The 26,467-nt window shown below is 29.4% G+C and carries 30 protein-coding genes and 1 pseudogene; 19 read left to right on the top strand and 12 right to left on the bottom strand.

Annotated features, from left to right (window positions below):
• The first annotated feature begins 1 nt into the window (after position 1).
• Genes rpsE through AC5SLY_RS03430 form a run of 9 tightly spaced genes read left to right on the top strand, consistent with a single transcriptional unit; the run spans position 2 to position 6,219 of the window.
• A complete protein-coding gene (gene rpsE, locus AC5SLY_RS03470) occupies positions 2–514 on the top strand; it encodes a 30S ribosomal protein S5 (protein ID WP_006996828.1) in 513 nt (170 codons plus the stop codon).
• Entirely contained in the window at positions 514–975 is a 462-nt protein-coding gene (gene rplO / locus AC5SLY_RS03465) for a 50S ribosomal protein L15 (protein ID WP_006996829.1), read from the top strand. Before rpsE ends, rplO begins: the two co-directional genes overlap by 1 nt.
• 10 nt (positions 976–985) lie before the next feature.
• A complete protein-coding gene (gene secY / locus AC5SLY_RS03460; RefSeq protein ID WP_006996830.1) occupies positions 986–2,266 on the top strand; it encodes a preprotein translocase subunit SecY in 1,281 nt (426 codons plus the stop codon).
• Between the two features lie 4 nt (positions 2,267–2,270).
• Complete coding sequence (locus tag AC5SLY_RS03455) at positions 2,271–2,912, top strand: adenylate kinase (RefSeq protein ID WP_006996831.1); 642 nt, start codon at positions 2,271–2,273, stop codon at positions 2,910–2,912.
• 55 nt (positions 2,913–2,967) lie between these two features.
• Positions 2,968–3,351 (top strand): 30S ribosomal protein S13, encoded by a 384-nt coding sequence (gene rpsM, locus AC5SLY_RS03450; protein ID WP_006996832.1) that lies wholly within the window; start codon positions 2,968–2,970, stop codon positions 3,349–3,351.
• Between the two features lie 7 nt (positions 3,352–3,358).
• Positions 3,359–3,811, top strand: coding sequence for a 30S ribosomal protein S11 (rpsK, locus tag AC5SLY_RS03445; RefSeq protein ID WP_006996833.1), 453 nt, complete (start codon positions 3,359–3,361; stop codon positions 3,809–3,811).
• Between the two features lie 3 nt (positions 3,812–3,814).
• Entirely contained in the window at positions 3,815–4,843 is a 1,029-nt protein-coding gene (locus AC5SLY_RS03440) for a DNA-directed RNA polymerase subunit alpha (protein WP_006996834.1), read from the top strand.
• Positions 4,843–5,280, top strand: a complete 438-nt coding sequence (gene rplQ / locus AC5SLY_RS03435; RefSeq protein ID WP_006996835.1) for a 50S ribosomal protein L17 — start codon at positions 4,843–4,845, stop codon at positions 5,278–5,280. The genes AC5SLY_RS03440 and rplQ overlap by 1 nt, the downstream gene beginning before the upstream one ends.
• Positions 5,281–5,304: 24 nt before the next feature.
• On the top strand, positions 5,305–6,219 hold the full coding sequence (locus AC5SLY_RS03430; protein WP_006996836.1) for an RluA family pseudouridine synthase: 915 nt from the start codon (positions 5,305–5,307) through the stop codon (positions 6,217–6,219).
• Here AC5SLY_RS03430 and lipB read toward each other — a convergent pair.
• Positions 6,200–6,820: a lipoyl(octanoyl) transferase LipB gene (gene lipB, locus AC5SLY_RS03425; protein WP_006996837.1), complete on the bottom strand. Its 621-nt coding sequence runs from the start codon at positions 6,818–6,820 to the stop codon at positions 6,200–6,202. The two genes, AC5SLY_RS03430 and lipB, sit on opposite strands and share 20 nt — an antisense overlap.
• A 61-nt stretch (positions 6,821–6,881) precedes the next feature.
• Here lipB and mgtE point away from each other — a divergent pair, with 61 nt between their 5' ends.
• Positions 6,882–8,255 (top strand): magnesium transporter, encoded by a 1,374-nt coding sequence (mgtE, locus tag AC5SLY_RS03420; protein WP_006996838.1) that lies wholly within the window; start codon positions 6,882–6,884, stop codon positions 8,253–8,255.
• Here the strand turns inward: mgtE and panC are convergent.
• Entirely contained in the window at positions 8,252–9,094 is an 843-nt protein-coding gene (gene panC, locus AC5SLY_RS03415) for a pantoate--beta-alanine ligase (RefSeq protein ID WP_494599116.1), read from the bottom strand. The genes mgtE and panC overlap by 4 nt on opposite strands.
• A 4-nt stretch (positions 9,095–9,098) precedes the next feature.
• Here panC and AC5SLY_RS03410 point away from each other — a divergent pair, with 4 nt between their 5' ends.
• Positions 9,099–9,914, top strand: coding sequence for a sugar phosphate nucleotidyltransferase (locus AC5SLY_RS03410; protein WP_011282150.1), 816 nt, complete (start codon positions 9,099–9,101; stop codon positions 9,912–9,914).
• Positions 9,911–11,209, top strand: coding sequence for a UDP-glucose dehydrogenase family protein (locus AC5SLY_RS03405; protein ID WP_494599115.1), 1,299 nt, complete (start codon positions 9,911–9,913; stop codon positions 11,207–11,209). Before AC5SLY_RS03410 ends, AC5SLY_RS03405 begins: the two co-directional genes overlap by 4 nt.
• On the opposite strand, the gene AC5SLY_RS03400 is transcribed toward AC5SLY_RS03405, so the two are convergent.
• The 7 genes and pseudogenes from AC5SLY_RS03400 to ruvX all read right to left on the bottom strand — a co-directional run bounded on the left by AC5SLY_RS03400 (position 11,206) and on the right by ruvX (position 17,901).
• Positions 11,206–11,667, bottom strand: coding sequence for a RidA family protein (locus AC5SLY_RS03400; protein ID WP_006996842.1), 462 nt, complete (start codon positions 11,665–11,667; stop codon positions 11,206–11,208). The two genes, AC5SLY_RS03405 and AC5SLY_RS03400, sit on opposite strands and share 4 nt — an antisense overlap.
• Before the next feature lie 2 nt (positions 11,668–11,669).
• Entirely contained in the window at positions 11,670–11,972 is a 303-nt protein-coding gene (locus AC5SLY_RS03395; RefSeq protein ID WP_011282148.1) for a hypothetical protein, read from the bottom strand.
• Positions 11,969–14,559, bottom strand: a pseudogene (gene topA / locus AC5SLY_RS03390) (type I DNA topoisomerase). The gene AC5SLY_RS03395 and the pseudogene topA overlap by 4 nt, the downstream one beginning before the upstream one ends.
• Before the next feature lie 37 nt (positions 14,560–14,596).
• A complete protein-coding gene (gene plsY, locus AC5SLY_RS03385; protein ID WP_006996845.1) occupies positions 14,597–15,172 on the bottom strand; it encodes a glycerol-3-phosphate 1-O-acyltransferase PlsY in 576 nt (191 codons plus the stop codon).
• A gap of 2 nt (positions 15,173–15,174) precedes the next feature.
• Positions 15,175–16,461 carry a dihydroorotase gene (pyrC, locus tag AC5SLY_RS03380; protein ID WP_011282146.1) on the bottom strand — a complete coding sequence of 429 codons (1,287 nt, stop codon included), beginning with the start codon at positions 16,459–16,461 and terminating at the stop codon, positions 15,175–15,177.
• Entirely contained in the window at positions 16,462–17,403 is a 942-nt protein-coding gene (locus AC5SLY_RS03375) for an aspartate carbamoyltransferase catalytic subunit (protein ID WP_006996847.1), read from the bottom strand.
• A 42-nt stretch (positions 17,404–17,445) separates the two neighbouring features.
• Positions 17,446–17,901: a Holliday junction resolvase RuvX gene (gene ruvX, locus AC5SLY_RS03370; RefSeq protein WP_006996848.1), complete on the bottom strand. Its 456-nt coding sequence runs from the start codon at positions 17,899–17,901 to the stop codon at positions 17,446–17,448.
• A gap of 51 nt (positions 17,902–17,952) precedes the next feature.
• Here ruvX and gatC point away from each other — a divergent pair, with 51 nt between their 5' ends.
• Genes gatC through AC5SLY_RS03335 form a run of 7 tightly spaced genes read left to right on the top strand, consistent with a single transcriptional unit; the run spans position 17,953 to position 24,596 of the window.
• Positions 17,953–18,240: an Asp-tRNA(Asn)/Glu-tRNA(Gln) amidotransferase subunit GatC gene (gatC, locus tag AC5SLY_RS03365; protein ID WP_006996849.1), complete on the top strand. Its 288-nt coding sequence runs from the start codon at positions 17,953–17,955 to the stop codon at positions 18,238–18,240.
• Entirely contained in the window at positions 18,240–19,697 is a 1,458-nt protein-coding gene (gene gatA, locus AC5SLY_RS03360) for an Asp-tRNA(Asn)/Glu-tRNA(Gln) amidotransferase subunit GatA (RefSeq protein WP_011282145.1), read from the top strand. Before gatC ends, gatA begins: the two co-directional genes overlap by 1 nt.
• Positions 19,698–21,176: an Asp-tRNA(Asn)/Glu-tRNA(Gln) amidotransferase subunit GatB gene (gatB, locus tag AC5SLY_RS03355; RefSeq protein WP_011282144.1), complete on the top strand. Its 1,479-nt coding sequence runs from the start codon at positions 19,698–19,700 to the stop codon at positions 21,174–21,176.
• 36 nt (positions 21,177–21,212) lie between these two features.
• The gene (locus tag AC5SLY_RS03350) at positions 21,213–21,863 is read left to right on the top strand and encodes an O-methyltransferase (protein WP_011282143.1); all 651 of its coding nucleotides are present in this window, start codon (positions 21,213–21,215) and stop codon (positions 21,861–21,863) included.
• Entirely contained in the window at positions 21,863–22,768 is a 906-nt protein-coding gene (trhO, locus tag AC5SLY_RS03345; RefSeq protein WP_494599114.1) for an oxygen-dependent tRNA uridine(34) hydroxylase TrhO, read from the top strand. Before AC5SLY_RS03350 ends, trhO begins: the two co-directional genes overlap by 1 nt.
• Before the next feature lie 9 nt (positions 22,769–22,777).
• Complete coding sequence (locus AC5SLY_RS03340; RefSeq protein WP_006996854.1) at positions 22,778–24,148, top strand: MATE family efflux transporter; 1,371 nt, start codon at positions 22,778–22,780, stop codon at positions 24,146–24,148.
• Entirely contained in the window at positions 24,111–24,596 is a 486-nt protein-coding gene (locus AC5SLY_RS03335) for a thermonuclease family protein (protein ID WP_006996855.1), read from the top strand. Before AC5SLY_RS03340 ends, AC5SLY_RS03335 begins: the two co-directional genes overlap by 38 nt.
• A gap of 38 nt (positions 24,597–24,634) precedes the next feature.
• Here AC5SLY_RS03335 and AC5SLY_RS03330 read toward each other — a convergent pair whose 3' ends face one another.
• The 3 genes from AC5SLY_RS03330 to AC5SLY_RS03320 are packed head-to-tail and all read right to left on the bottom strand — an operon-like array spanning position 24,635 to position 26,446.
• On the bottom strand, positions 24,635–24,898 hold the full coding sequence (locus AC5SLY_RS03330; protein ID WP_006996856.1) for a GNAT family N-acetyltransferase: 264 nt from the start codon (positions 24,896–24,898) through the stop codon (positions 24,635–24,637).
• The gene (locus AC5SLY_RS03325) at positions 24,898–25,638 is read right to left on the bottom strand and encodes an amino acid ABC transporter permease (RefSeq protein ID WP_006996857.1); all 741 of its coding nucleotides are present in this window, start codon (positions 25,636–25,638) and stop codon (positions 24,898–24,900) included. The genes AC5SLY_RS03330 and AC5SLY_RS03325 overlap by 1 nt, the downstream gene beginning before the upstream one ends.
• A gap of 40 nt (positions 25,639–25,678) precedes the next feature.
• Positions 25,679–26,446: a transporter substrate-binding domain-containing protein gene (locus AC5SLY_RS03320; protein ID WP_018414158.1), complete on the bottom strand. Its 768-nt coding sequence runs from the start codon at positions 26,444–26,446 to the stop codon at positions 25,679–25,681.
• Positions 26,447–26,467 lie beyond the last annotated feature (21 nt).

Raw genomic sequence — 26,467 nt, 5'->3', positions numbered from 1 at the left:
TATGGATTTTAAAGATAAAAAAGACGACGGTATTTTAGAAAAATTAGTTCACATCAACAGAATTACAAAAGTAGTAAAAGGTGGTCGTAGATTTGGTTTTTCAGCTTTAGTAGTAGTTGGTAATCAAGCAGGTAAAATTGGAGTAGCGCATGCTAAAGCCAAACAGGTGCCTGATGCAATTAAAAAAGCCAATGAAACAGCAAGAAGAGTTTTAATCCATGTGCCGCTAAGAGAAGGTAGAACTATTCATCATGATGTTTATGGTAAAGATGGTGCTGGTAAAATTATTTTAAGATCTGCTCCTAAGGGAACAGGTATTATTGCAGGCGGTCCTGTAAGAGCAGTTTGTGAAGTTTTAGGAATTAAAGATATAGTTGCTAAATCAATGGGTACATCAAACCCTCACAATATGATAAGAGCGACGATGAAAGCTCTTTCAAAACAAAATTCACCAAAGCATATTGCAACAATTAGAAATAAAAAAATTTCTGATGTAATCGAAAAAAGAGGATAATGACTACATTAAATACTACAGGAAAAGTTTTATACAAAAAAAAGATGAGAGTCGGTAGAGGTATCGGTTCTGGAAAAGGAAAAACATCTGGCAGAGGTGTTAAAGGTCAAAAATCTAGATCTGGTGTTGCTATTAAAGCTTTTGAAGGTGGTCAAATGCCTTTATATAGAAGATTACCTAAAAGAGGCTTTAATGCAATTAAGAGATACCAAGCTGTTATTGCAATAATGAACTTGGAAAAAATTCAAACTTTTATAACTGAAAAAACAATTAATTCTGGTGATGTTATTAATATGGCATTACTTAAAAAACTTAAATTGATCAATAAAAATTCACAAAAATTAAAGATACTAGGTACAGGTGAAATTAAAGATAAAGTTAATATCGAAGCTGACTTAATCTCTAAATCTGCTGTAGAAAAATTAGAGAAAGCTGGCGGAACAATACAATTAAAAAAATAATTAAGATATTATGAGCTCTTCTTCTCAAACTAATGATCTTAAAAATCGTATAATCTTTACAATATTTATCTTAGCAGTTTATAGATTTGGTACTTTTGTGCCAATTCCAGGCATTGACCCTGAGCAATTACAAACAATGATGAGTGGTAATCAAAAAGGATTACTTGGAATGTTCAATGTTTTTTCAGGCGGGGCTGTAAGTAGAATGGCTATATTCGCACTTGGAATTATGCCTTATATTTCATCTTCAATCATAGTTCAGTTATTAACTGGCGTATCTGATTATTTTAAAAATTTAAAGGCACAAGGTGAAACTGGAAGAGCAAAAATAACTCAAATCACAAGATATGGAACTGTAATTCTTGCTACTATTCAGGGTTACGGATTATCTATAGGTTTACAATCTTCTGCTGACTTAGTTATTAATCCAGGCTTATTTTTTACTATAACAGCGGTATCAACCATTGTTGCTGGTACAATGTTTTTAATGTGGCTTGGTGAACAAATAACACAAAGAGGTATCGGTAATGGTATTTCGTTGATTATTTTTGCTGGTATTGTTGCTGAAATTCCACGTGCTTTAGTTACTACATTCGAGTTGGGTAGAACGGGCGCTGTATCTACAATTATGATTATTGGAATTTTTGTATTATTAGTCGCAACAATTATGTTCATTGTTTTCATGGAAAGAGCATTAAGAAAAATTTTAATAAATTACCCTAAAAGACAAATGGGAAATAAAATGTACGGTGGTGAATCTTCTCATTTACCTTTAAAGATTAACCAAGCCGGTGTTATTCCAGCAATCTTTGCTTCAGCTTTATTATTATTGCCTGTAACCTTTTCTAATTTTAGTTTTTCAGACAACGACACATTCTTAAATTTAAGTTCATACTTTACACAAGGACAACCCCTTTACATGTTGCTTTATGCTTCTGGAATAATATTTTTTACTTTTTTCTACACATCCATAACATTTAATCCAACTGAGACTGCTGATAATTTAAGAAAATATGGTGGTTTTGTACCTGGGATTAGACCAGGTGAAAATACAGCTTTGTATATTGAAAAAATTGTGACAAAACTTACGACAATTGGGGCATTGTATTTAACAATAGTTTGTTTAATGCCAGAATTTCTAATTGCTAATTATCCAATACCCTTTTATTTAGGTGGGACTTCAATCTTGATTGTTGTTGTAGTTGCAATTGATACTGTTACACAAATCCAAACTAGATTAATGAGCTCTCAATATGAGCAATTAATTAAAAAAACAAAATTCGGAAAATAATTAAGTGAATATAATTCTTTTTGGTCCTCCAGGAGCGGGTAAGGGGACTCAAGCTCAATCTATTGTTAAAAAACATAATTACTTCCAATTATCAACAGGAAATCTATTAAGAGATGAAGTTAAATCTAAAACTGATCTTGGAGTGGATATAGAAAAGCTAATATCTAATGGCAAATTTGTTTCAGATGAGATCGTAAATACTTTATTAAGACAATCTTTAACTAATTTAAAATATAGAGATAGAATTATTTTTGATGGCTATCCAAGAAATGTTGAACAAGCTATTAATTTAGAAGTTTTATTAAATGAGTTTAACCAAACAATAGGGCATACTATATTTTTAAATGTATCAAGAGACATTATTGAAAAACGTATTATGGGCAGAATGACCTGTGAAAAATGTAATATGACGTTAAATGAATATTTTAATAAGGAGCAAATAGAGCTTCATCCTTGTGGTGTTGAACACTTAAAGAAAAGAAAAGATGACAATCTTGAAATTGTTATTTCTAGATATGACACTTATATGTCTTCAACAAAACCAGTGTTAGAATTCTATTCAAAAAATTCAAATTTCACTGAAATTGATGGAGCAGGTGAAATTGATCAAATAACCAATAAAATTAATGAAATTCTTAAGGTTTAAGACGTTGACTTTGGAACATCTTCTTATATAAAAGGCTAAATTTATTCTCAAAAATATGGCTCGTATAGCAGGTGTAAACATTCCGCAAAACAAACTTGTCCACATAGGACTAACGTACATCTATGGTATTGGTAATAAATTTTCTAGCCAAATTTGTACTTCTTTAGAAATTCCTAAAGCAAAAAGAATAAATGAACTTACTGACGAAGATATTTTAAAAATTAGAGAATACATTGATGCAAATTTTAAAGTCGAAGGTGATCTTAGAAGAGATTACTCTTTAACTATTAAAAGATTAATTGACCTTGCTTGTTACAGGGGATCTAGACATAGAAAAAAACTTCCTGTTAGAGGACAAAGAACAAGATGTAATGCAAGAACAAGAAAAGGTAAAGCAATAGCAATTGCTGGTAAAAAATTAACTCCACTTAAAAAATAATTAATTTATGGCTAAAGTAGATAAAGTTGAGAATAAAGATGCTGTTGTAGAAAAAAAAGTAGATAAAAAATCTAAGAAAAGTTCTTATTCCAAAAAAAAGAAAATAAAAAAAAATATTCTTAATGGTATTGCTTATGTACAGTCTACTTTTAACAATACAATAATTTCAATTGCAGATACTAATGGAAATGTAATTTCTTGGGCATCCGCTGGACAAAAAGGTTTTAAAGGTTCAAGAAAATCAACACCTTATGCTGCACAAATTGCTGCAGATTCTGCTGCATCTAAAGCTTTAGAATATGGAATGAAAACTTTATCAGTTGAGGTTAAAGGACCTGGTTCAGGAAGAGAAACCGCATTAAGAGCTTTACAAGCGAGAGGATTTAAGATTCTTTCAATAAAAGATACAACACCAATGCCACATAACGGCGTAAGACCACCAAAAAAAAGGAGAGTTTAATAAATGGAAAGTTTAAATGTAAATGCTAAAAATTGGAAAGCATTAATTAAACCAGCTCAATTAGATGTTAAAATTAGTGATGACAAATCACATGCAAAAATTATCGCAGAACCTTTAGAAAAAGGATATGGTTTAACTTTAGGTAATTCTTTAAGAAGAATTTTACTTTCATCAATCAGAGGTGCTGCTGTAACTTCAATTCAAATTGATGGTGTTTTACATGAATTTACATCTATCAAAGGTGTTAGAGAAGATGTTACTGACATAGTTTTAAACGTTAAATCATTAGCTTTAAAAAGCTCATCAGAAACTACTAAAAAACTTATTTTAGATGCTAAAGGTCCTGGAGAAATTAAAGCTTCTGACATAGCACCAGTTGCCGATATTGAAATTTTAAATCCTGATCTGGTTATTTGTAATTTAGATGAAAATACGCATTTCCATATGGAAATGAATGTTGGAACAGGTAAGGGATACGTTCCTGCAGTAATGAACAAACCAGAAGAACCACCTTTGGGATTAATTGCTATAGATTCTTTATATAGTCCAGTTAAGAAGGTTTCTTACTCTATAAGCACAGCAAGAGAAGGAAAAGCCCTTGATTATGATAAATTAATTATGGAAGTTGAAACTAATGGATCAATTTCTGCTGAAGATGCCGTTGCTTATTCTGCTAGAATTTTCCAAGATCAACTAAATATGTTTGTTAATTTTGACGAACCTGTTGAAGTACCTGTAAAAGAAGTTTCATCTGAGCCTGAATTCAATAAGAATTTATTAAGAAAAGTTGATGAACTTGAATTATCTGTGCGTTCTATGAATTGTCTTAAAAATGATAATATTATTTACATTGGAGATCTAGTTCAAAAGTCAGAAGGTGAAATGCTTAGAACACCTAACTTTGGAAGAAAATCACTTAATGAAATAAAAGAAGTTTTAACTGGTATGTCTTTATACTTAGGTATGGAGATTCCGAACTGGCCACCAGAAAATATAGCTGAAATGTCTAAAAAGTTAGAGGAGCAAATCTAATGAGACATGGTATGGCTAATAAGAAGTTAAATAGAACTTCTGAACATAGAAAAGCTTTATTGAAGAATATGCTTAATTCTTTAATAAAATATGAGCAGATCACTACAACACTTCCAAAAGCTAAATTCTTAAAACCTCAAGCTGATAAAATCATAACTTTAGGAAAAAAAGAGACTCTTCAAACTACAAAAATGTTAATGTCTAAATTACAAGATATAACATCTGCGAATAAAGTCAAAAAAACATTGTCAAAAAGATATGAAGCAAGAAATGGTGGCTACACAAGAATCATCAAAGCTGGCTTTAGATATGGTGACAATGCACCTATGGCTGTAATTGAATTTGTAGATAGAGATGTTGAGGCAAAAAGAGTTGATAGAAAGAAAAAAGATCCAGCTAAAGATAAAACTGAAGAGAAAAAATTAGCTACTGCTTAATTTTTTATATAAAATTATATCATCATGAAAAAGTCTTTTAACGTTGATTCAACGTTTAACGATATGCGTATCGATAGATGGATACGTAATAATCTTGGCAATTACCCTCAAGGTCTAATTGAAAAAAGTTTAAAAAGTGGAAAAGTTAAAATCAATAATAAAAAAATTAAAAGCTCTCATAAAGTAAAGACCGGTGACACTATAGATTTATTCAACTTTGATTTTAAAGAAACAATTGTTCAAAAGACAATTAAATTTGTACCTTCAGAAGAAGTTATTAAAGAAAATGAAGAATTAATAATTGATAATAATGATGATTTCATTGTTCTTAATAAAAGCTCTGGTATTTCAGTTCAAGGTGGAACTAAATCTAAAAAAAATCTTGTAGATATATTTGCTCGTAGTGAAATTTTTCAGGACACTAAACCATTTTCTGTACATAGACTTGATAAAGATACGTCTGGAGTTTTTATTATGGCAAAACATAGACAATCTGCCCAGTTATTAACCTCTTTATTTAGACTTCGAAAAGTTCATAAAACTTATCTGGCCATATGTCATGGAGAGCTGCAAAAGGACTCTGGTGAGTGGAATGATGATTTAACCAGATACGATAATGATAGAGAAGTAGTTGAAAAAGCTAGAACACTTTACAAAGTGTTAGATAAAAATTCTATATGCAGTCTAGTTGAAATGAAACCAATTACAGGAAGAAAACATCAATTAAGAAAACAACTTTATGCTGTAGGATGTCCAATCTATGGGGATCAAAAATATAAATTTAGTAACACAGATAAAGCAATAAATAAAAATTTAATGCTTCATTCATATCAAATTAAATTTATGATAAATGATAAAAAATATACCTACACAGCATTATTACCAGATTATTTTAAAAAACTTTTAAAAACAAAAAGACTTAGATTTCCAAATTCTTAGAAAAGGTTTCAATAATAATTTCATCTAAATTCTTATAGTCTTGATCTTTAATTTCTTTAAGATTGATTACGCCTTTGTCTGAAATACCACACGGAATAATATTTTTATATTTTGAAAGATCGTTATTAATATTTATTGCAAATCCATGATATGCTATCCACTTACTTACTCTTACACCAATTGCTGCAACTTTATTAATTTTACCTTTATGGTCAGTCCAAATACCAATGTTTTTTGGATCACCAAATGTCTTAATATTAAATTTTGATAAACTGTCAATAATCGTCTCTTCAATTAAAGTTATAAATTTTCTTATATCTTTTTTTCTTTTTTTTAAATCTATCACAAAATAACAAATCAATTGACCTGGACCATGATAAGTAATTTTTCCTCCACGGTTTGTTTTTACTAGACTAATATCTTTATTAAGAATTTCTTTTTCTTTGTAACTCGTACCTGCTGAATAAACCTCTTCATGTTCTAAGATCCATATTAAATCCTCTTTTTGACCATTGTTTATCTCTAATAATCTTTCTTCAAGTAGTTTTATTGCATCTTCATATTTTATTGGTTTTATTGACTTTTTAATCTCTATATTCATTTATAAATTGTATTATTTTTATTATGCACTATTAGTGCAAAATTGATTTATAGGTAAATTTATGTCTTTAATAAAAAAAATAAAAGATAAAAAAGTTAATTTTGAGTTTAATAAAGAGTACATAAAAGTTGTTACTTCTAAGATTGCTAATAATGATGCTCAATTTATTACTAATTCTTTTAATGAGATGCACCCAGCTGATGCGGCTGATATAATTGAACATCTTGGTCAAAATGATAGAGAAAGCTTAATTAAACTTAATAATTTCAATATAGATCCAGAAGTTTTTATTGAATTAAACGAGTCGGTGCAGTCTGAAATCATAGCTTATCTTTCACCTGATACTATTGTTAGACTTTTAAAAAATCTTGAATCTGATGATGCGATTACAATTTTAGAAAATGTTGATGAAAAAGATAAGAATACAATATTAAGCTCCTTACCTCCAAAAGATAGATTTGCTTTACTTGAAAGCTTAAGTTATCCGGAAGACACAGCTGCTAGAATAATGCAACGTGAATTCACGGCTGTTCCTAGTAATTGGTCAGTTGGTCAAACAATTGACTATTTAAGAGAAAATAAAGATTTACCTGAGGAATTTCTTGAAATTTTTATTATAGATGAAGATTTTAAACCGATTGGAACTGTTCCATCATCTAAAGTTTTAACTACTTCGAGAGAAACTAAAATGCTTTCTATTATGTCAGAATCTCAACTACTTATTCCTGTTGATATGGACAAAGAAGAAGTTGGTAACGTGTTTGAAAACTATAGCTTAAATTCAGCAGCTGTTGTTGATAAATCAAACAAGTTGGTTGGTATGATCATGTATGACGATGTTTTAACTGTATTAAAAGAAGAAGCCGAAGAAGATGCCTTAAGATTAGCTGGGGTAGGGGATGAAGAAATTACTGATGGAGTTTTTAAGAAAACTAGAAGAAGATTTAACTGGCTTTTATTAAACTTATTTACAGCATTTCTTGCAACGTGGGTTATTAGTTTATTTGGTGCAACAATCGAACAAATGGTTGTGCTTGCATTTCTTATGCCAATCGTTGCATCTATGGGTGGTAATGCTGGAATGCAAACTTTGGCTGTAACTGTAAGAACATTAGCAACAAATGACTTAACAAAAAACAATTTTACTCAAAATATTTTAAAAGAATTTAATATTGGTATTTTAAATGGTATCATATTTGCAATAATAAGTGCTTTAGTAGTTCAAGTTTGGTTTCAAGATTCTCTACTTTCTTTAATAATTTCTATGTCAATGATAGTTACGATGATTGTTGCAGGTTTATTTGGAATTTTAGTACCTATAACTTTAAAAAAAATGGATATTGATCCTGCTATTGCATCAAGTGTGTTTGTAACAACTATTACTGATGTTATAGGTTTTGTTTCATTTCTTGGTGTTAGTGCTTATTTTCTCTAAAAATTGTCAATTAAACGTACGTTATTAATAAAGTAGGCCACAAAAAGTTTAAAAGGTTTGTTCATAATATTTGTGCTTAAATTATGTGTGTTTCTACATTCCAAATATTCAATTTTAATATCAAAATTTTTAGATAGCTCTTCCTTTAAATAAAATATCATTTTTTTGTAATTTTTTTTGTTTTTCTTAATTTCATTTTTTAAAGATAATAATTTTTTTGCAATTATTCCTGAATTAATAAAACTTTTCTTATTTAATAAAGAGTTTCTGGAAGATAAAGCTAGTTTGTTTTTTTCTCTGACTGTTTTACATACGTGAACTTTGGTATTGTACTTATTTTCAATATAGTTTTTAACCAAGAAAAATTGTTGAAAATCTTTTTCTCCCATAAACATTTTTTGTGGAGAAATTAATTCAATAAAACGATCTAAAACATTAAGTACACCTTCAAAATGTCCTTTTCTAAATTTTGCACATAATATTTTTTGTGATTTATTTAGTTTAATTTCATTATTTTTTTTCCAATAAATTTGTTTAATGGTTGGCAAATATACATAGTCAACTTTAAGTTTTTTAAGGTAACTCAAATCTTGCTTTAAATTCTTTGGGTATGTTTTATAATCTTTTTTATTATTAAATTGAGTTGGATTAATAAAAATACTGACTAATGTTTTTTTGCAGTTTTTTTGTGATGTTTTTATTAATGTTTTGTGACCTTCGTGCAAACTACCCATTGTTGGGACAAAACCTAATCTTCTATCTAACTCAATTGCCTTAATTAAATCAGTTTTTAATTTTATTAATTTCATTTGTAATAAGAATATTAATAAGTAAAACATTTATATGATTAAACAAGCTATAATTCCTTTAGCTGGTCTTGGTACTAGACTACTACCACTAACAAGTGTTTTTGCTAAAGAGCTTCTACCTATTAATGGAAAACCAGGCTTAGAATATATTATCGAAGAATGTATTGAGGCTGGTATTAAGGAAATTGTATTTATTATTTCTAAAAAAAAATTGATGATAAAGAAATATTTTTATAATGATAAATTTTACAAAGATATTATCAAGAAAAAAAATGATCCAAAAATTATCAAAGAATATAAAAAAATTCTCAAATATAAAAAAATGATTAAATTTGTTTTTCAAGACAAACCATTAGGAACTGGTGATGCTGTCTACAAGACTAAAAAATTTATTACAGATAAATATTTTTTAATGTTATTACCTGATGATTTGATAATTAAAAAAAACTGCTCTAAGTCAATGATTGCCGTGCATAATAAATTTAAAGCATCAGTTATGGCAAGTATGAAGGTTAATAAAAATGATGTATCTAGGTGGGGTATCTACAACATCAGAAAAAAAATTGATAAAAATAATTTTATTATAAATAATGTTGTTGAAAAACCTTCTATAAAAACTTCACCTTCTAATAATGCTGTAATAGGAAGATATATATTACCTAAAACAATTTTTTCTAAATTAAAATCTCTTAAACCAGGTAAAAGTGGTGAATTTCATATCACTGACGCTATCCAAGCTTTAATAGAAGATGATAATCAATTTATTGGTCACAATTTTTCTGGTAAATACTTAGATTGTGGAACAATGAAAGGTTATATTAAATCAACGTTGGAGATTTCTAAACAATGAAACTTTGCATGATAGGAACGGGGTATGTCGGTTTAGTTAGTGGAGTTTGTTTTTCTGATTTAGGAAATGACGTTATTTGTGTTGATAAAGATTTAAATAAAATTGAAAACTTAAAAAATGGTATTATCCCAATATATGAACCTGGTTTAGAAGAATTACTCATTAAAAATTATAAAAATAATCGTTTACGATTCTCCACAAATTTAAAAGATTCAATTTCAAAATCGGATATTATTTTTATTTGTGTTGGCACTCCCACTAAAAAAAATGGAAATAATGCTGATTTAAGCCAGGTATACAATGTTGCAAAAGAAATTAGCAAATCTATTAAAAGATTTAAAATTATTATAACTAAATCTACTGTACCTGTGACAACTGGAGACGAAATAGAAAAGATTATTTTAAAAAAAGTATCAAAAAAACTTTTTTCAGTGGTTTCAAATCCTGAATTTTTAAGAGAAGGTGATGCTATAAGAGATTTTACCTACCCTGACAGAGTAGTTATTGGGACTCACAATAAAAAATCTAATAAGATTTTAAAAAATCTTTATTCGCCATTGATATCAAAAGGTGCAAAATACGTTAATACGTCTCGAAGAGCAGCCGAATTAATAAAATATGCTTCTAATGCTTTTCTAGCAACAAAGATTACTTTTATTAATGAGCTAGCCAATTTATGTGAAAAAATTAATGTTAACATTGAAGATATCTCTATTGGTATGGGCCTTGATAATAGAATTGGCAGTCGTTTTTTAAGAGCTGGTCCTGCTTATGGTGGATCTTGTTTTCCAAAAGATACTAAGGCCATTACAGCCACTGCAAATAAATTCAAAACTAATTTAACAGTGATTAAAAGTGTTATTAAATCAAATGAAAATAGATCATCACTAATGCTAAAAAAAGTTTTCGAGATTTTAAAAAATAAAATAAAAAATAAAAATATTTGTTTCTTAGGGGTAACATTTAAAGCCAATACAGATGATATGAGAGATTCTTCAAGCCTAACAATGATCCCTGCATTAATTAAAAAAGGTGCAAAGATAAATTATTTTGATCCAACTGGAGAAAAACTAGATTTTAAAAAATTTAATAATGTTACTTTTTCAAACAACATTAAAGACGCAATTAAAAAATCAGATTTAATCATTATTCACACAGAATGGAATGATTTTAAAAATATTAATTTTAAAAAAGATGTGAAAAATAAAAAATTCTCAATTTTTGATATGAGAAATATTTACTCAGCTGATAAAATGAAAGATAATAAAATTAAATATTTTAGTATTGGAAATTAATTTAATTCAAAAATAGCATCAACCTCAACTGACACACCAAGGGGCAAACTGTTTGTACTAACAGCTGCTCTTGTATGCATTCCAGAGTCTCCAAAAACTGAAACTATTAAATCTGAAGCACCATTTATTACTTTAGGTTGTTCTGTAAAATCTTCTGTTGAATTAACAAATCCTGTAAGTTTTATACAAGATTTAACTTTTGAAAGATCATTACCACAAGCTTTTTTAACTTGAGATATAATGTTTAAACCACAACGTTTAGCTGCTTCATATCCATCTTCAGTTTTTAGATCCTTACCAACCTTACCTTTGATTAATTCTCCATTTGCTGCAGTAGAAATTTGTCCTGAGATGAATAACATCTTACCAATTTGTTTTGATGCAAGATATGATCCAACAGGATCTCTTGCTTCTGGCAGTTCTAACTTTAATTCTTTAATTTTATCTTCATATGACATGATTATTTCTCCATAAATTCAGTTAATGTTTTACTGTTTTTAAATTTAACAAGTTTTTCTTTTAAATTAAGTTTGTCAAATTTCTTTTTTCCACTTTTAGCATTAGTAGTTATTTTATCTTTAAGTTCTTCAGCTCCAACCGTTGCTTTTAATTTAAGTTCTGAAGATTTTTCTTTTAGATTTTTTGCTGAACACTCTATGTATTTAGCACTAACCTTTTCAAACTGATTACAATCAATTTTTTCAGCCATAGCATTAGACATAAGTGCTGATGTAATTAATGTTATAAATATTATTTTTTTCATTTCTTTTTCTTTTTTTTAACTTTTTTATTTTTATCGTATTCTTTTCTTTTCTCAATTAATATTAAAGCTTCTTCCATATTAAGTTCTAAAGGGTCTTTTTCCTCTGGAATTGTTGCATTAAGAGATTTATATTTAATATAAGGCCCATATTGTCCTTTCATTACTCTAACAGGTTTTTTGTCTTCAGGGTGCTCTCCTAGATCTTTTATAATTGATGCAGACATTCTACCAGGTTTAGCCTCTGCTATTAGAGTTATTGCTCTATTAAGCCCAATTGAGAAGATCTCCTCAACATTTTCAATCCTTGCTGATTTGTTTTCACATTTCAAATATGGGCCAAATCTTCCTGAGTTTAATATTATATCTCTCTGATTTTCAGGGTTAATGCCTAAACTTTTTGGTAATGAGCATAAAAATTTAGCTCTATCAAGATCCACGCTATCTAATGTAATTCCTTTAGGTATTGAGACATTTCTTAAATTATTATCTTCTTTTTCTATCTTTTTTTTTTTGTTTTTTTTTTCTTTTTTGTTTCAATTATAATCTCATCTTTTATTTCCTCAATTTTTTCATACTGTAAGTAGGGACCAAACCTTCCATTTTTAAGGTACATGTCATTTCCATTTTCATGCTTACCTATAAATTTTGGTTCAGCTAATTGAGATTGAGCAGCTGCTTTTGCTTTAGACAGGGGTCTGGTAAATTTACAATCTGGATAATTTGAGCAACCAATAAAAGCACCACCTCTAAAACTATTTTTTAAACTTAATGATCCACCGTTACATAACTTGCATTGTCTATTAATATTTCCTTCTGTATCTCTTTCAAAAATTAAACTTCCTAGACTATCGTTTAATAGATCTAAAACCTCCCTAGTTCTTTTCTCTTTAACGTCAGATACGTTTTGATTAAAGTCTTTCCAAAATAACTCTAGAACTTTTATCCATCCTTCCTTCCCGGTAGTAATATCATCAAGTTGATTTTCTAAACTTGCAGTGAAATTATAGTCAACATATTTAGAGAAAAGCTTTTCAAGAAAAGCAGAAATTAATTTACCACGATCAGTTGGGTGAAATCTTTTATTAATTGTTTCCGCATATCCTCTAGTAGATATAACAGATATTATACTTGCATATGTTGAAGGTCTTCCAATACCTAATTCTTCTAATTTCTTAACCAAACTAGCTTCTGAATATCTTGGTGGTGGCTGTGTAAAATGCTGTTCATCTAATAGAGATTCTATATTAACTGGACCCTTGTTCATTTCAGGAAGGATATCTTCATCATCATCTTTTTTAGTATCTTTCATAACTTTTAAAAAGCCATCAAATTTAATAACAGATCCACTAGCTTTACAAATTGTTCCATTATCATCCGAAGTTATCGTTATAGTATTTCTATCAAATTGAGCGGGTTTCATTTGAGAGGATAGGGCTCTACTCCAAATTAAATCATATAATTTATGCTGATCTGGACTTAGGTATTTTTTAACTGTATCTGGTGCTCGCATTATATCTGTGGGTCTAATTGCTTCATGTGCTTCTTGAGCATTTTTAGCTTTTTTTCCAGAGTAACTTGCAGCGTTATCTGGAACATATTCATCACCAAATTCATTTTTTATATATTTTCTAAAAGTATCTATAGCGTCTGTGGACAGGTTAGTGCCATCTGTTCGCATATACGTGATAAGACCAATAGTTTCACCATCAATTTCTATACCTTGATAAAGTTTTTGAGCTATTTGCATTGTACGTGACGCTCCAAATCCTAACCTACCAGAAGAAACTTGCTGTAATGTGGAGGTAGTAAAAGGGCCAGAAGGGTTTCTATTAACAACTTTGCTAGAGATGTCATTTATATTGAAATTCTTAGATTTAACCTCTTCCATTGCTTTATCAATTTCAGCTTTATTTTTAAAAGAAAATTTTTCAATTTTTTTATCATTCAATTGAGTGATACTTGCTAATATAGAATTTTTATTACTATCGTTGAATTGAATACTTAAAGTCCAAAATTCTTCAGGATCAAAAAGCTCTATTTCATGTTCTCGTTCTGTAATTAATTTTAAGGCAACTGACTGAACACGACCAGCAGATTTAGAACCTGGTAACTTTGTCCACAAAATTGGTGATATATTAAAGCCAACTAAATAGTCTAAGGCTCTTCTAGCCATATAGGCATCAACAAGTAATGGCTCTATTTGTCGAGGGTTTTCAATTCCATGAATAACAGCTTTTTTTGTAATTTCATTAAAAACAACTCTTTCTATATGCTTGTCTTTAATTAATTTTTTTTCATTTAAATATTCTTTAACATGCCAAGCAATTGCTTCTCCCTCTCTGTCTGGGTCAGTTGCTAATATGATTTTTGATGAAATCTTAGCTGCATCTGTAATTTCTTTAAGATATTTTTTAGAAAAACTATCGACTTCCCATTCCATTTTAAAATTATTTTCTGGATCAACAGAACCATTTTTTGAGGGAAGGTCTCTAATATGACCATAACTCGCTAAAACAATATAATCATCACCAAGATATTTGTTGATAGTTTTTGCTTTAGCTGGACTTTCTACGACTACAAGATTCATTACTAAACAAATTACTTAAAAGACTTAGATAGTCAAATCAATAAATTTTAGTCTTAGTTTCTTCTTTGTTTTTCAATCGTTTGACGTTTTCTCTGTGCGTGTAGAATATAAGCACAAACATTATTATGAAAAATATTGAATTATAATTTTCAAAAACTATTAAATACATTGGCACCATTAAACTACCAACTAGTGATGAAAGTGATGAGTATTTTGAAATAAGAAATGTAACAGCCCAACTAATAATAAATACCAAACCCAAAAAAATGTTTATCGAAAATAATATTCCAACATATGTTGCAACACCCTTACCCCCTTTAAACTTAAGCCATATTGGAAAAACATGACCTAAAAATGCACTTAATGATGCAATGAAGATGTAATCAGGATAATTAAATTTTACATATAAAACAGGCAATACAGCTTTTGTTATGTCCAGTAGTAAAGTTGCGTAGCCTAATGTTTTATTGCCTGTTCTAAGAGCGTTTGTTGCCCCAATGTTTCCTGAGCCAATATCTCTAATATCTTTTTTTAAAAATATTTTTGTAAGTATAAAACCAAAAGGTATTGATCCTAATAAATATGAACTTAATGCAACAATTAAATATTCCATTATTATAACTTAAATAATTCTTCACCTTTTACAAATGTATTGGTGACTTTTCCTTGAAGTTTTTTGTCTTCAATAGAGGTATTTTTTGATTTGGAGACAAGCTTATCTTTTTTGACAACCCATGGCTTGTCAATATCAACAATGCAAAAATCTGCTTCATTGCCCACTGAAAGATTACCCTTATCAATTTTTAAAATTTTTGCAGGGTTTGATGTTAAAGCTTTAATGATAGTTTCTAATTTAACAGAGCCATTGTGATATAATTCTAGACTTAATGATAAAAGCGTTTCTATTCCAGAGGCCCCTGTAGATGCTTGTGCAAACGTTAATCTTTTTTGCTCTTCATCTTCTGGTTTGTGATCAGATACAATAACGTCTATCGTTTCATCTTTTAATCCTTGTACTAGAGCAATTCTATCTTCTTCAGTTCTTAATGGCGGTGATAATTTTAAAAAAGTTCTAAAATCTCCTATATCATTTTCATTTAATGAAAGATTATTTATGGAGACACCTGTTGTAAATTTAACTTTATTTTTTCTTTCCTCAATAATTTCTACTGATTTAGCAGCTGAAATCTGTGATATGTGATATCTGCATTTAATGTTTTCAAGTAACGTTAAATCTCTTTCAATAATTATTCTTTCAGCAACAGCAGGTATTCCAGATAATCCAAGTTTAGTTGCAATAATTCCAGAATTAATCATTCCATTTTTGGATAAATCATAATCTTCAGCGTGTTGCATGATCAGTGTACCCAAGTCTTTAGCTGAATTCATTATGCGTGACATTAATCTAGTATTTTGAATTGTTTTAACTCCATCAGTAAATCCAATTATTCCTCTACTTTGAAGTAGACCAAATTCAGTCATGGTAGTTCCTTCAATATTTTTGGTAAGGGCTGCACTTGGAAAAACATTTATTTTAGATTTATCTCTTCCACGTCTTTTTAAAAAATCTACTATTGAAACGTTATCTATAATTGGGTCAGTATTAGGCATAGTAACAACTGAAGTAACACCTCCTGCAAGAGCTGCGTTACTTAGCGTTCTAAAATTTTCTTTATATTCATAACCAGGTTCACCTGCAAAGACACGCATATCAACTAGACCTGGGAATATATATTTGCCATTTAAATCTATTACTTTTTCTCTTGAAGGAATGTTATTAGTATTTACTTTTTTACCAACAGCTTCAATAAAGCCATCTTCTCCAATAATTAATCCACCTTTCTCATTGATAGAGTTATAAGGGTCAATTATATTTGCATTTATAAAGTATTGTTTTTTCATTTATTCACAAAATATTTTTAAACAAGCCATTCTTACTGCAACACCTAGTTCAACCTGTTCCTTAATTACGCTTCTGTTAATGTCATCTGCTAATTTAGTGTCAATTTCGATCCCTCTATTCATAGGGCCTGGATGCATAATTAAAGCATCATCTTTTGCATGAGCAAGTTTATCTGGAGTTAGTCCATAATATTCATAGTACTCTCTATTAGAAGACAAGAAAGAACTAGTCATCCTTTCATTTTGTAACCTTAACATCATTACAATATCACAATCTTTCAAACCTTTTTTCATATCTGTAAAAGTATTAACCCCAAACTTTTCTATTTCTTTTGGCATTAAATTTGATGGTGCAATAATGTTAACTTCTGCACCTAACATATTTAAAAGATAAATATTTGATCTTGCAACACGTGAATGAGTTATGTCACCACAAATCGCAACTCTTAAACCTTCAATTTTTTTTTTTCGATTTATAATTGTTAAAGCATCTAGTAAAGCTTGAGTAGGGTGTTCACGGCTTCCATCTCCAGCATTAAGTACTGCGCAATTTACTTTTTGAGATAAAAGATTACACGCACCTGAATCTTGGTGTCTAATTACAATTATATCAGGATGCATTGCATTTAAAGTCATTGCAGTATCTATGAGTGTTTCACCTTTCTTAATAGCTGAATTTGCCATATTCATTGACATAACATCTGCACCTAATCTTTTTCCAGCTAATTCAAATGAACTCTGTGTTCTTGTTGAAGGTTCAAAAAACAAATTAATTTGAGTTTTACCACTTAAGACATTTAATCTTTTGTTTTTACTTTGATTTAATTTGATGAAACTTTTAGCTTCTTCTAAAATAAAATTAACATCATTAATTGATAGATCTTGAATACCTAGGAGGTGTTTTTGAGAGATTTTAATAGCTTTATTTATTTTGGTTGCCATTAAAATTAACTCTATAACTATTAACCATCACTATGGCAAGTATTAATTATTTAAAAAGTCTATTGCCCCTTGTAAAATAAAGGCCGCAGCATTTTGATCAATTGTTTTAACTCTTTTTGAAACGTTAACGTCTAATAAACTCGATAGATTAAATGCTCCAACTGTTGAAAGTCTCTCATCCCATAAAATTACTGGCAGGTCTATAGATTTTGATATATTTGATGCAACATCATTAACTGATTGAGCTGATCTACCTAGACTGCCATCCATATTAACTGGGTTCCCTACAATTATTCCACCAATATTATTATCCTTAATTATTATCTTAAGTTCATCAATTAGTTCGTTTGTGTTGGTTTTGTTTATGGTTTTAAAGGGTGTGGCTATGGATTGTCTTTCATCACAAATTGATACACCAATTCTTTTAGACCCTAAATCTAAACCAATAAATCTCACCTTATTTGTGTGTTTTATTTTAAAATCTTCAATTGTGATCATATTGTATATTTTATACTTAAGTGATAGTTTGCCGACATATTTAATTACCACATGACAATTGATCTTAAAACAATAAAGCATATATCTAAATTATCAAGAATCTCAGTTGATGATGCAAAAGCTAATAAATTAGCTGGAGATCTTAACTCTATATTTGATTTCATTGAAAAATTAAATGAACTCAATACTGATAATATTGAGCCTTTAACTTCTGTTGCAGAGACCACATTAAAATTAAGAGCCGACGAGGTTAAAAGTGAAAATATTAGAGATCAAATATTAAAAAACTCACCAGAGGAAAATGAAGATTTTTTTGTAGTACCAAGGGTTGTTGAATAATGTCTGATATTACATCACTCACTTTAACTGAATTAGTTAAAAATATTAAAGATAAAAAGATTTCTTCTGAAGAAACTACAAAAGCTTTTATTGATAGAGGAGAAAAATCTAGAGATTTAAATACATACATAACAGAAGATTTTTCTAATGCACTTTTGAAAGCTAAAAGTTTTGATCAAAAACCAAATTTTGATTTAAAACTTCCGGGTGTTCCAATAGCTGTTAAGGATTTGTTTTGTACCAAAGATGTTAAAACTACAGCAGGTAGTAAAATTTTAAATAATTTTATTCCACCATACGAGTCTACTGTTACTCAAAATATTTGGAATGAAGGTGCGATATTACTTGGTAAGTTAAATTGTGATGAATTTGCAATGGGCTCATCTAATGAAACTAGTTTTTTTGGAAATGTACAAAGTCCAATAGACAAAGGTTTAGTACCAGGTGGCTCTTCAGGAGGCTCTGCATCAGCTCTAGCAGCTAATTTAACGCCTATTACAATTGGAACTGATACAGGTGGCTCTATTAGACAACCTGCTTCATTTACAGGTACCGTTGGATTAAAGCCTACTTATGGAAGTTGTTCACGATATGGAATTGTTGCTTTTGCATCTTCATTAGATCAAGCAGGACCAATGTCTAAAGATGTAAAAGATTGCGCATTGCTTCAAGAAATAATTAGTACTTATGATGAAAAAGACTCAACATCAATTGATTTTAAAAGAAATGAATACAGTAAAGAATTAACAAATAATATTAAAGGTAAGAAAATTGGAATTCCTAAAGAATATAGAGTTGATGGAATGCCAAAGGAAATAGAGGATTTATGGACGAAGGGCATTGAGTATGCAAAAGATTGTGGTGCTGAAATTGTAGAAATTTCATTACCTCATACAAACTATGCTCTACCTACTTATTATATAGTGGCCCCTGCGGAAGCTTCTTCAAACTTAGCAAGATATGATGGTGTTAAGTATGGTTTTAGATCTAAAGGTGAAAACCTTATTGATATGTATGAAAAGACAAGATCTGAAGGTTTTGGTAGCGAAGTTCAAAGAAGAATAATGATTGGGACTTATGTTTTGTCCTCTGGTTATTATGATGCTTATTATCTAAAGGCTCAAAAAGTTAGGAAATTAATAAAAAACGATTTTGATGAAGCTTATAAAAAAGTTGATGCAATTTTAACCCCATCAACACCAAGTGCTGCTTTTAAAATTGGTGAAAAAACTAATGACCCAGTTTCAATGTATTTAAATGATATATTTACAGTTCCAGTGAATTTAGCTGGATTACCAGCAATTTCAATTCCAGCAGGAATAGATGTTAAAGGTTATCCATTGGGACTACAAATTATTGGTAAAGCTTTTGATGAACAAAATATTTTAAACATTGCTTATGCTATGGAAGAGAAAATTCAGTTTAAAAATAAAATTACTGACTGGTGGATTAAATAGATGACTAAAGATAATTCAGAATATTTAATTGAAAGACGAGATAATGTTTATGAAGTAGTAATCGGCCTTGAAGTTCATGCTCAAGTTACATCGAATTCTAAATTATTTTCATCTTCATCAACTACCTTTGGTGCTGAACCTAATACACAAGTAAGTTTAGTGGATGCTGCATTTCCAGGAATGCTTCCAGTTATTAATGAGTACTGTGTAAAACAGGCAATTAAAACGGGCATAGGTTTAAGAGCTCAAATTAATAAAAGATCAGTTTTTGATAGAAAAAATTATTTTTATGCAGATCTTCCACAAGGTTATCAGATCTCACAGTTTAAGTATCCAATAGTAGGAGAGGGAACAGTTATTCTTGATATGGCACATGGCCAAAAAGAAGTAGGGATTGAAAGATTACACCTAGAACAAGATGCTGGAAAAAGTATTCATGATATGGACCCACAAAATACATTGGTTGACTTAAATAGATCTGGTGTAGCTTTGATGGAAATTGTTAGCAAACCAGACATGAGAACTCCAGATGAAGTTAGTGCTTATATTAAAAAATTAAGATCTATTATGAGATACCTTGGTACGTGTGATGGAAATATGCAGGAAGGCTCTTTAAGAGCTGATGTCAATATTTCTGTTAGAATTAAAGGTTCTGATAAACTTGGAACTCGTTGTGAGATTAAAAATGTTAACTCAATTAAATTTATGCAAATGGCTATTGATTATGAAGCTAATAGACAAGTTGATTTAATTGAAGATGGTAAAACAATTGATCAAGAAACAAGATTATTTGATACTAAAAAAAATGAAACAAGATCTATGAGATCTAAAGAAGATGCTCATGATTATCGATATTTTCCAGATCCAGACCTATTACCATTAGAAGTAACAGATGAATTTATTGAAAAACTTAAAGCAGATATCCCAGAATTACCAGACGATAAGAAAAAAAGATTTATTGATGAGTTTAAAGTCTCTGCTTACGAAGCAACAATTTTAGTATCAGATATTGAAACAGCTAAATATTTTGAAGAGGTAGTTGCTAAAATGGGCAAAAACAAAGATATGAAGTTAGCAGTTAACTGGATTACAGGTGAATTATTTGCTGTTTTAAATAATAAAAATTTAGAAATATCTGAAAGCCCAGTAAGTGCCAAAAATTTAGCAAAGTTAATTAATCTAATTAAGAATGGAACAATTTCTGGAAAAATAGCTAAAACAATATTTGAATTGATGATTGATGGAGACATAGATCCTCAAATAATTGTTGAAGAAAAAGGTTTAAAACAGGAAAGTGACCCTAAAGCTTTAGAGGCGTTAATAGATAAAATAATTGATACTAATAGAGAAAAAGCTATTGAATATAAGAATGGTAAAGAAAAGCTATTTGGTTTCTTTGTAGGTCAAGCAATGAAAGTTTCAGGTGGTAAAGCTAATCCACAACTAATAAATGAAATATTAAAGAAAAAACTTCAATAGTCTTAAAATAGGTAGACACAAAGGACTTAAAATACCATGGGTAAAGCAATTAGAATTACTGAAAAGCTTGAAAAATATATAAATAATTTTAGTTTAAAGTTAAATCCCATCCAGCAAGAAATAATCGAATACAATAATACACTTGGGGATGTTAAGAGAATGCAAGTTGCAACATCTCAATGTCATTTTCTTCATTTAATTATAAAAACCTCTAACATTAAAAATGTACTTGAAATTGGTACTTTTACTGGGTTAAGTGCACTTTCAATAGCTTTAGCACTACCAGATGATGGCAAACTTATAGCGCTAGATAAAGACAAAGAAACCAACAAGATTGCAGTAAATTTTTTTAAAAAAGCTAATCTTAATAATAAAATTCAAACAATTGTTAAGCCTGCATTAGATAGTTTAGATGAATTAAAGAATAGTAAATTTGATATGGTTTTTATTGATGCCGATAAAATGAATTATAAAGAATATTATGAAAGATCACTGAAGTTATTATATAAAGGAGGATTGATTATTGTAGACAATGTTTTATGGCATGGTGAGGTCGCTGATGAAGATAATTTAGATAAATTCACTGTAAATATTAGAGATTTTAATACTTATGTTGCAAACGATAAAAGAGTGGAACAAATCATTGTCCCTTTAGGTGACGGTATGACTGTTTGTAGAGTGATATAATGTTTGATGTTTTTGGTTTTTACAAATTTAAAAAACTCACTTCTTTAAAAAAAAATAAGATTTTACTACAGGATTATTTGATTAAAAAAAATATTCGAGGAACAATAATTATAGCTAAGGAAGGAGTAAATGCAACAATCTCAGGAAAAGCTAACGATCTAAAGTCAACTATCACCAAGATTAAAAAGATATTGAATTTTAAAAAGTTTGATAGTGAAAATATTTCAAAAAGTAAATTTCAACCATTTCATAAGCCAAAAGTAAAAATTAAAAAAGAAGTAGTTCCCATGGGTCTTTCTTTGTCATCAAAAAATAAGAAAAATAATCATATAGATCCTAAAAAATGGAATAAGTTAATTAATGATAAAGACACATTAGTTTTAGATTCAAGAAAACCATTTGAATATAATGTGGGTACCTTTAAAAGATCAGTTAATCCTGATGTTGCTAATTTTAGAGAATTTCCAAAATACCTGAATAAACTAAAAAAAACAAAACCAATTGCAATGTTTTGTACTGGTGGAATAAGATGTGAGAAAGCTTCAGTATTTTTAGAAAAAAAAGGTTTTAAAAATGTTTATCAGTTAAAAGGTGGAATTTTAAATTATTTAAAAAATATTAAGAAAAAGGAAAGTTTATGGAATGGGGAATGTTTTGTCTTTGATAACAGAATCAGTGTTAAACATGGATTAATAACTGGCACATACTCAATGTGTAGTGGATGTAGAAAACCGGTTTCACCAAAAGATAAGAAGTCTAAAAAATATGAGGAGGGTGTTTCATGCGTAAACTGTCATGATAATTTAACTCAAACTCAAAAAGAGAGATTTCGAATGAGACAAAAGCAAATAAACCTTGCTAAAAAGACTGGATCGAAGCATATATTTCAAAAAGAATTTAAATAGGAAAAATAATTGTCCAAAGCCATTAAATTAACTAAAGATCCAATTTGGGAATTACTTAGAAAAGTAACTATCCCAGCAAGTGTTGGTTCATTATTTCAAACATTTTATAATTTAGTTGATACATGGTTTGCGGGTAGAATTTCTGCAGAAGCTATAGGTGCTATTGCTAAGTCATTTCCCATATATTTTGTTATCATTGCTGTTGGTGTTGGTATTGGAGCTGCAACGAACTCATGTATTGGCAATTTATTAGGTGCTAAAAAAATTAATAAAGCTTCACTATTTATTGCTCAATCAGTAATTTTTTCATTGGTTACTTCTATTGTAGTTACTTTATTTGGATTAAACGCCTCTAATTTTCTCTTGAGTGTTATGGGCTCTGATGCTGCTGGTATCGCTTTAACTAGAGAGTATTTAGATATAATTTTTTATGGAACATTTATAGTTATGATCCAAATCTCTTTAAATGGAGCTTTAAATGCACAGGGAGATACTAAAAGTTATAGAAATGTTCTTATCTTTAGCTTCTTTTTAAATATTTTTTTAAACCCATTATTTATCTGGGGATACGGAATTGTTCCAGCTTATGGTATAGGTGGCCTTGCAATAGCAACTGTTATCGCTCAATCTATTGGTACTATTTATTTAGCCTATAAAATTAACTCATGTAAATTAAGAAAGTATTTATCTATTAAATGCTTTATTCCTAAGTTTATTCTTCTTAAAGAATTGTTCGCACAAGCAATGCCAATTATGATTAGTATGTTGTTTATTGGAGTAGGTATTTTTAACATATTATATTTTATTGGACAATTTGGTGATCTTGCAACAGCAGGCTATGGTGCAGCTTTAAGAGTTGAGCAAGTCTTCTTACTTCCAGTAATTGGTTTAAATACAGCAGTACTTTCTATCGGTGGACAAAACTTTGGTGCTAAAAATTATAACCGTATTAGAGAGCTTTATACTAAGGCATTATTTTTTGGATCATCGTTTATGGCCGTAGCAGGTGTGGTTTTATTCTTCGGTGCAGAGTTTTTTGTATCTCAGTTTACAGATAATGTAGAAGCTATTTATCATGGTGCTATATATTTAAAAGTTGCTGCATTAATAGCTCCTATTTACCCAGTATTCTTTATTACAACAGCAGTCTTTCAGGCACTTAAAAAACCAATTTATAGTCTTTACTTAAGCGTTCTAAGGTTAACTGCATTTCCGTTCTTATCATTATGGTATGTAATTAATATTAGAGGAGGAGATTATGCGGATATTTTTTATACCATCATGGCAACCAATTGGTTTATGGGTATTGCAGTAATCATCTTTATTGGATATTTTTTAAATAATGTTTTTAAACAAAAAAAAAGCCATTTTTCTTATTAGTGTTTCCGCACTAATATTTATTTTAACTATTAACCAAGTCAAATCTCAAACAATTAAAATTGTAGATGGAGACACAATTCATCTTAATGGAGAAAAAATTAGATTTACAGGGATAGATACACCTGAATTAAAACAAACTTGCCTTAACGAAGGAGCTAAGGATCCTTGTGGAATTACAGCAAAACAAATCCTTATTGATAAAATTTCAAACAATAGCGTTGAATGTATTAGTGAAGGAAAAGATCAATACAAAAGAACACTGGCTGAATGTTTTGTTAATAACGAAAGCTTATCAAGTTATTTAGTTAGAAGTGGTTATGCATTTGCCTATAGAAGGTATTCAAAAAAATTTGTATCTGATGAAGATTATGCAAGAATTAATAAAATAGGTATGTGGTCTATGGAATTTGATTATCCTTGGGATTACAGAAAATCTAAGAAAAATTAAAGCTAATAGGGTAGTTCTGTTAACAGGTGCCCAAAATTCTAGTTAATCTCTTGTTTATTAATTTTAAAGAGCTTTTCACCTAAAGGACTGATTGGGTCTTGAGGTGTGGGTTTGATTTTAGTTTTTTCCTCAACGATACTTAATAGTTTTTTAGCAAGTCCTTGACGTCTAAACATGGGGTTAACAAAAATATACTCCACTTCGGCTGTCTCATTATACCGAACAAAACCAAGTGTAGTATTAATGTTTTTAAAAGTAATAACACCATCATTTAGTTCAACATCATAGTCTAAATTACTCATTAATTATTACCATCTTGTTTAAGTTTTTTTTCAAATTTTCTTACTATGAAAGAAACAATTAATATCAAAATTAAATATTCCAAGATTAAAAATGTATAAATTTCTAATGGTCTATAGGTTGACACAACTAATTCATTTGCTTTTCTTGTTAAGTCACCAATACCTATAATTGATACCAATGAAGACATTTTTAATACATATACAAACTGGTTGCCTAATGCAGGAAGGATATTTTTAATTGCTTGTGGAAGAATTACTAATCTTAACCTTTTATAAAAAGTTAAACCCAGTGATGAGCCTGCTTCCCATTGTGATTTTTTAATTGAGTTTATTCCTGCTCTAAAAATTTCTGCTTGAAAAGCACTTTCACTTATTGCCAGCGCAATTATTCCAGACACAAATGGACTGAAACTTAATCCAGTCATTATAGGTAAACCATAATAAATCCATAATATTAAAACAAGTAACGGTATTGCTCTTACAATTTCCACATATCCAATATTTATGTATGTTAAAAATTTATTCTTAGCTAAAGAAGGAATTGCAACGATAAACCCTAAAATTGCAGATATAATTATAGATACTACTGAAATATAAATAGTTGTAGTTAAACCACTTAATAAAAATTTTAGGTTTGTTAAACCTTCAACATTGTTAGGTGATAGAATAAACCAACCCAATTCCTGACCACTACAAGAGGTAAGGGGTAAAATTAAAAGTAAAAAAAGTAAATTTTTCACTCTTAAAGTTATAATGAATTAGAGATTAATATCTAATTTTTTATAAGCTTTTTAAATTATATTTAGCGAGTAGTTTATTAAAGAAACCAGAGGATTTTTTACTTTTGATCCACTCATTTACATAATCATTCCAAACTTGATCATTTTTACTAACCATCATTGCTAAAAAGGCAGGATTTTTTTCTCCATCAGGAACAATTGCTAATTGAGGGTACTTGACAACTAATTTATTAGCCTCTGTTGAACTTGTAATGTTTCCATCAGCTCTACCAGCTAATACTTCTTGAAAGTCTCTTGCAGGTGACTCAACTGATTGTAATTTAGACAAAGGAAAGAACTCTTTAGCTTTTTCCTCTTGAGAAGTCCCAAGTGTTGTAGCAATCGTTACATCTTTATTGTTTAAAGATTTCCATGTTGAATATTTTTTTAAATTCTTTTTAAGTACCAATGGAACAGTTCCATACTTGTAATAAGAATCTGTAAATCCAGCAACTTCTGCTCTTTTTGGAGTTTTAGTGACACTTGTGGAAATATCATATCTTCCTGCGGTAATTCCTGAAACAATTGTTTTCCATTCAGTTGGTACAAAGGTAATTTTCACACCCATATCTTTTGCTAATTCTTGCATGACATCAATATCAAATCCCTTATATTTATTTGTAGCAGGATCTTTCATGGTCATTGGATCCCAGTCGCCTGTTGTTCCAACTTTTAACTCACCAGAGGATAAAATCTGATCAAGTTTTGATTCTGCGTTAAGAGAGAAGGGTAAAAGTGCTAATAGCACCACAAGAAGTATTTTTTTCATAAACTTTTTATAACAATAATT

Source organism: Candidatus Pelagibacter sp. PS_23 (genome assembly GCF_059417905.1).
Note: the sequence above shows the minus strand (reverse complement) of the source record. Positions and strands in the feature narration are given on the sequence as shown.

Excerpts from the sequence above, each read along its gene's own strand:
- rpsE (WP_006996828.1), top strand. The coding sequence starts at position 2 with ATGGATTTTAAAGATAAAAAAGACGACGGTATTTTAGAAAAATTAGTT.
- rplO (WP_006996829.1), top strand. The coding sequence starts at position 514 with ATGACTACATTAAATACTACAGGAAAAGTTTTATACAAAAAAAAGATG.
- secY (WP_006996830.1), top strand. The coding sequence starts at position 986 with ATGAGCTCTTCTTCTCAAACTAATGATCTTAAAAATCGTATAATCTTT.
- rpsM (WP_006996832.1), top strand. The coding sequence starts at position 2,968 with ATGGCTCGTATAGCAGGTGTAAACATTCCGCAAAACAAACTTGTCCAC.
- rpsK (WP_006996833.1), top strand. The coding sequence starts at position 3,359 with ATGGCTAAAGTAGATAAAGTTGAGAATAAAGATGCTGTTGTAGAAAAA.
- AC5SLY_RS03440 (WP_006996834.1), top strand. The coding sequence starts at position 3,815 with ATGGAAAGTTTAAATGTAAATGCTAAAAATTGGAAAGCATTAATTAAA.
- rplQ (WP_006996835.1), top strand. The coding sequence starts at position 4,843 with ATGAGACATGGTATGGCTAATAAGAAGTTAAATAGAACTTCTGAACAT.
- AC5SLY_RS03430 (WP_006996836.1), top strand. The coding sequence starts at position 5,305 with ATGAAAAAGTCTTTTAACGTTGATTCAACGTTTAACGATATGCGTATC.
- lipB (WP_006996837.1), bottom strand. The coding sequence starts at position 6,820 with ATGAATATAGAGATTAAAAAGTCAATAAAACCAATAAAATATGAAGAT.
- mgtE (WP_006996838.1), top strand. The coding sequence starts at position 6,882 with ATGTCTTTAATAAAAAAAATAAAAGATAAAAAAGTTAATTTTGAGTTT.
- panC (WP_494599116.1), bottom strand. The coding sequence starts at position 9,094 with ATGTTTTACTTATTAATATTCTTATTACAAATGAAATTAATAAAATTA.
- AC5SLY_RS03410 (WP_011282150.1), top strand. The coding sequence starts at position 9,099 with ATGATTAAACAAGCTATAATTCCTTTAGCTGGTCTTGGTACTAGACTA.
- AC5SLY_RS03405 (WP_494599115.1), top strand. The coding sequence starts at position 9,911 with ATGAAACTTTGCATGATAGGAACGGGGTATGTCGGTTTAGTTAGTGGA.
- AC5SLY_RS03400 (WP_006996842.1), bottom strand. The coding sequence starts at position 11,667 with ATGTCATATGAAGATAAAATTAAAGAATTAAAGTTAGAACTGCCAGAA.
- AC5SLY_RS03395 (WP_011282148.1), bottom strand. The coding sequence starts at position 11,972 with ATGAAAAAAATAATATTTATAACATTAATTACATCAGCACTTATGTCT.
- plsY (WP_006996845.1), bottom strand. The coding sequence starts at position 15,172 with ATGGAATATTTAATTGTTGCATTAAGTTCATATTTATTAGGATCAATA.
- pyrC (WP_011282146.1), bottom strand. The coding sequence starts at position 16,461 with ATGAAAAAACAATACTTTATAAATGCAAATATAATTGACCCTTATAAC.
- AC5SLY_RS03375 (WP_006996847.1), bottom strand. The coding sequence starts at position 17,403 with ATGGCAACCAAAATAAATAAAGCTATTAAAATCTCTCAAAAACACCTC.
- ruvX (WP_006996848.1), bottom strand. The coding sequence starts at position 17,901 with ATGATCACAATTGAAGATTTTAAAATAAAACACACAAATAAGGTGAGA.
- gatC (WP_006996849.1), top strand. The coding sequence starts at position 17,953 with ATGACAATTGATCTTAAAACAATAAAGCATATATCTAAATTATCAAGA.
- gatA (WP_011282145.1), top strand. The coding sequence starts at position 18,240 with ATGTCTGATATTACATCACTCACTTTAACTGAATTAGTTAAAAATATT.
- gatB (WP_011282144.1), top strand. The coding sequence starts at position 19,698 with ATGACTAAAGATAATTCAGAATATTTAATTGAAAGACGAGATAATGTT.
- AC5SLY_RS03350 (WP_011282143.1), top strand. The coding sequence starts at position 21,213 with ATGGGTAAAGCAATTAGAATTACTGAAAAGCTTGAAAAATATATAAAT.
- trhO (WP_494599114.1), top strand. The coding sequence starts at position 21,863 with ATGTTTGATGTTTTTGGTTTTTACAAATTTAAAAAACTCACTTCTTTA.
- AC5SLY_RS03335 (WP_006996855.1), top strand. The coding sequence starts at position 24,111 with ATGTTTTTAAACAAAAAAAAAGCCATTTTTCTTATTAGTGTTTCCGCA.
- AC5SLY_RS03330 (WP_006996856.1), bottom strand. The coding sequence starts at position 24,898 with ATGAGTAATTTAGACTATGATGTTGAACTAAATGATGGTGTTATTACT.
- AC5SLY_RS03320 (WP_018414158.1), bottom strand. The coding sequence starts at position 26,446 with ATGAAAAAAATACTTCTTGTGGTGCTATTAGCACTTTTACCCTTCTCT.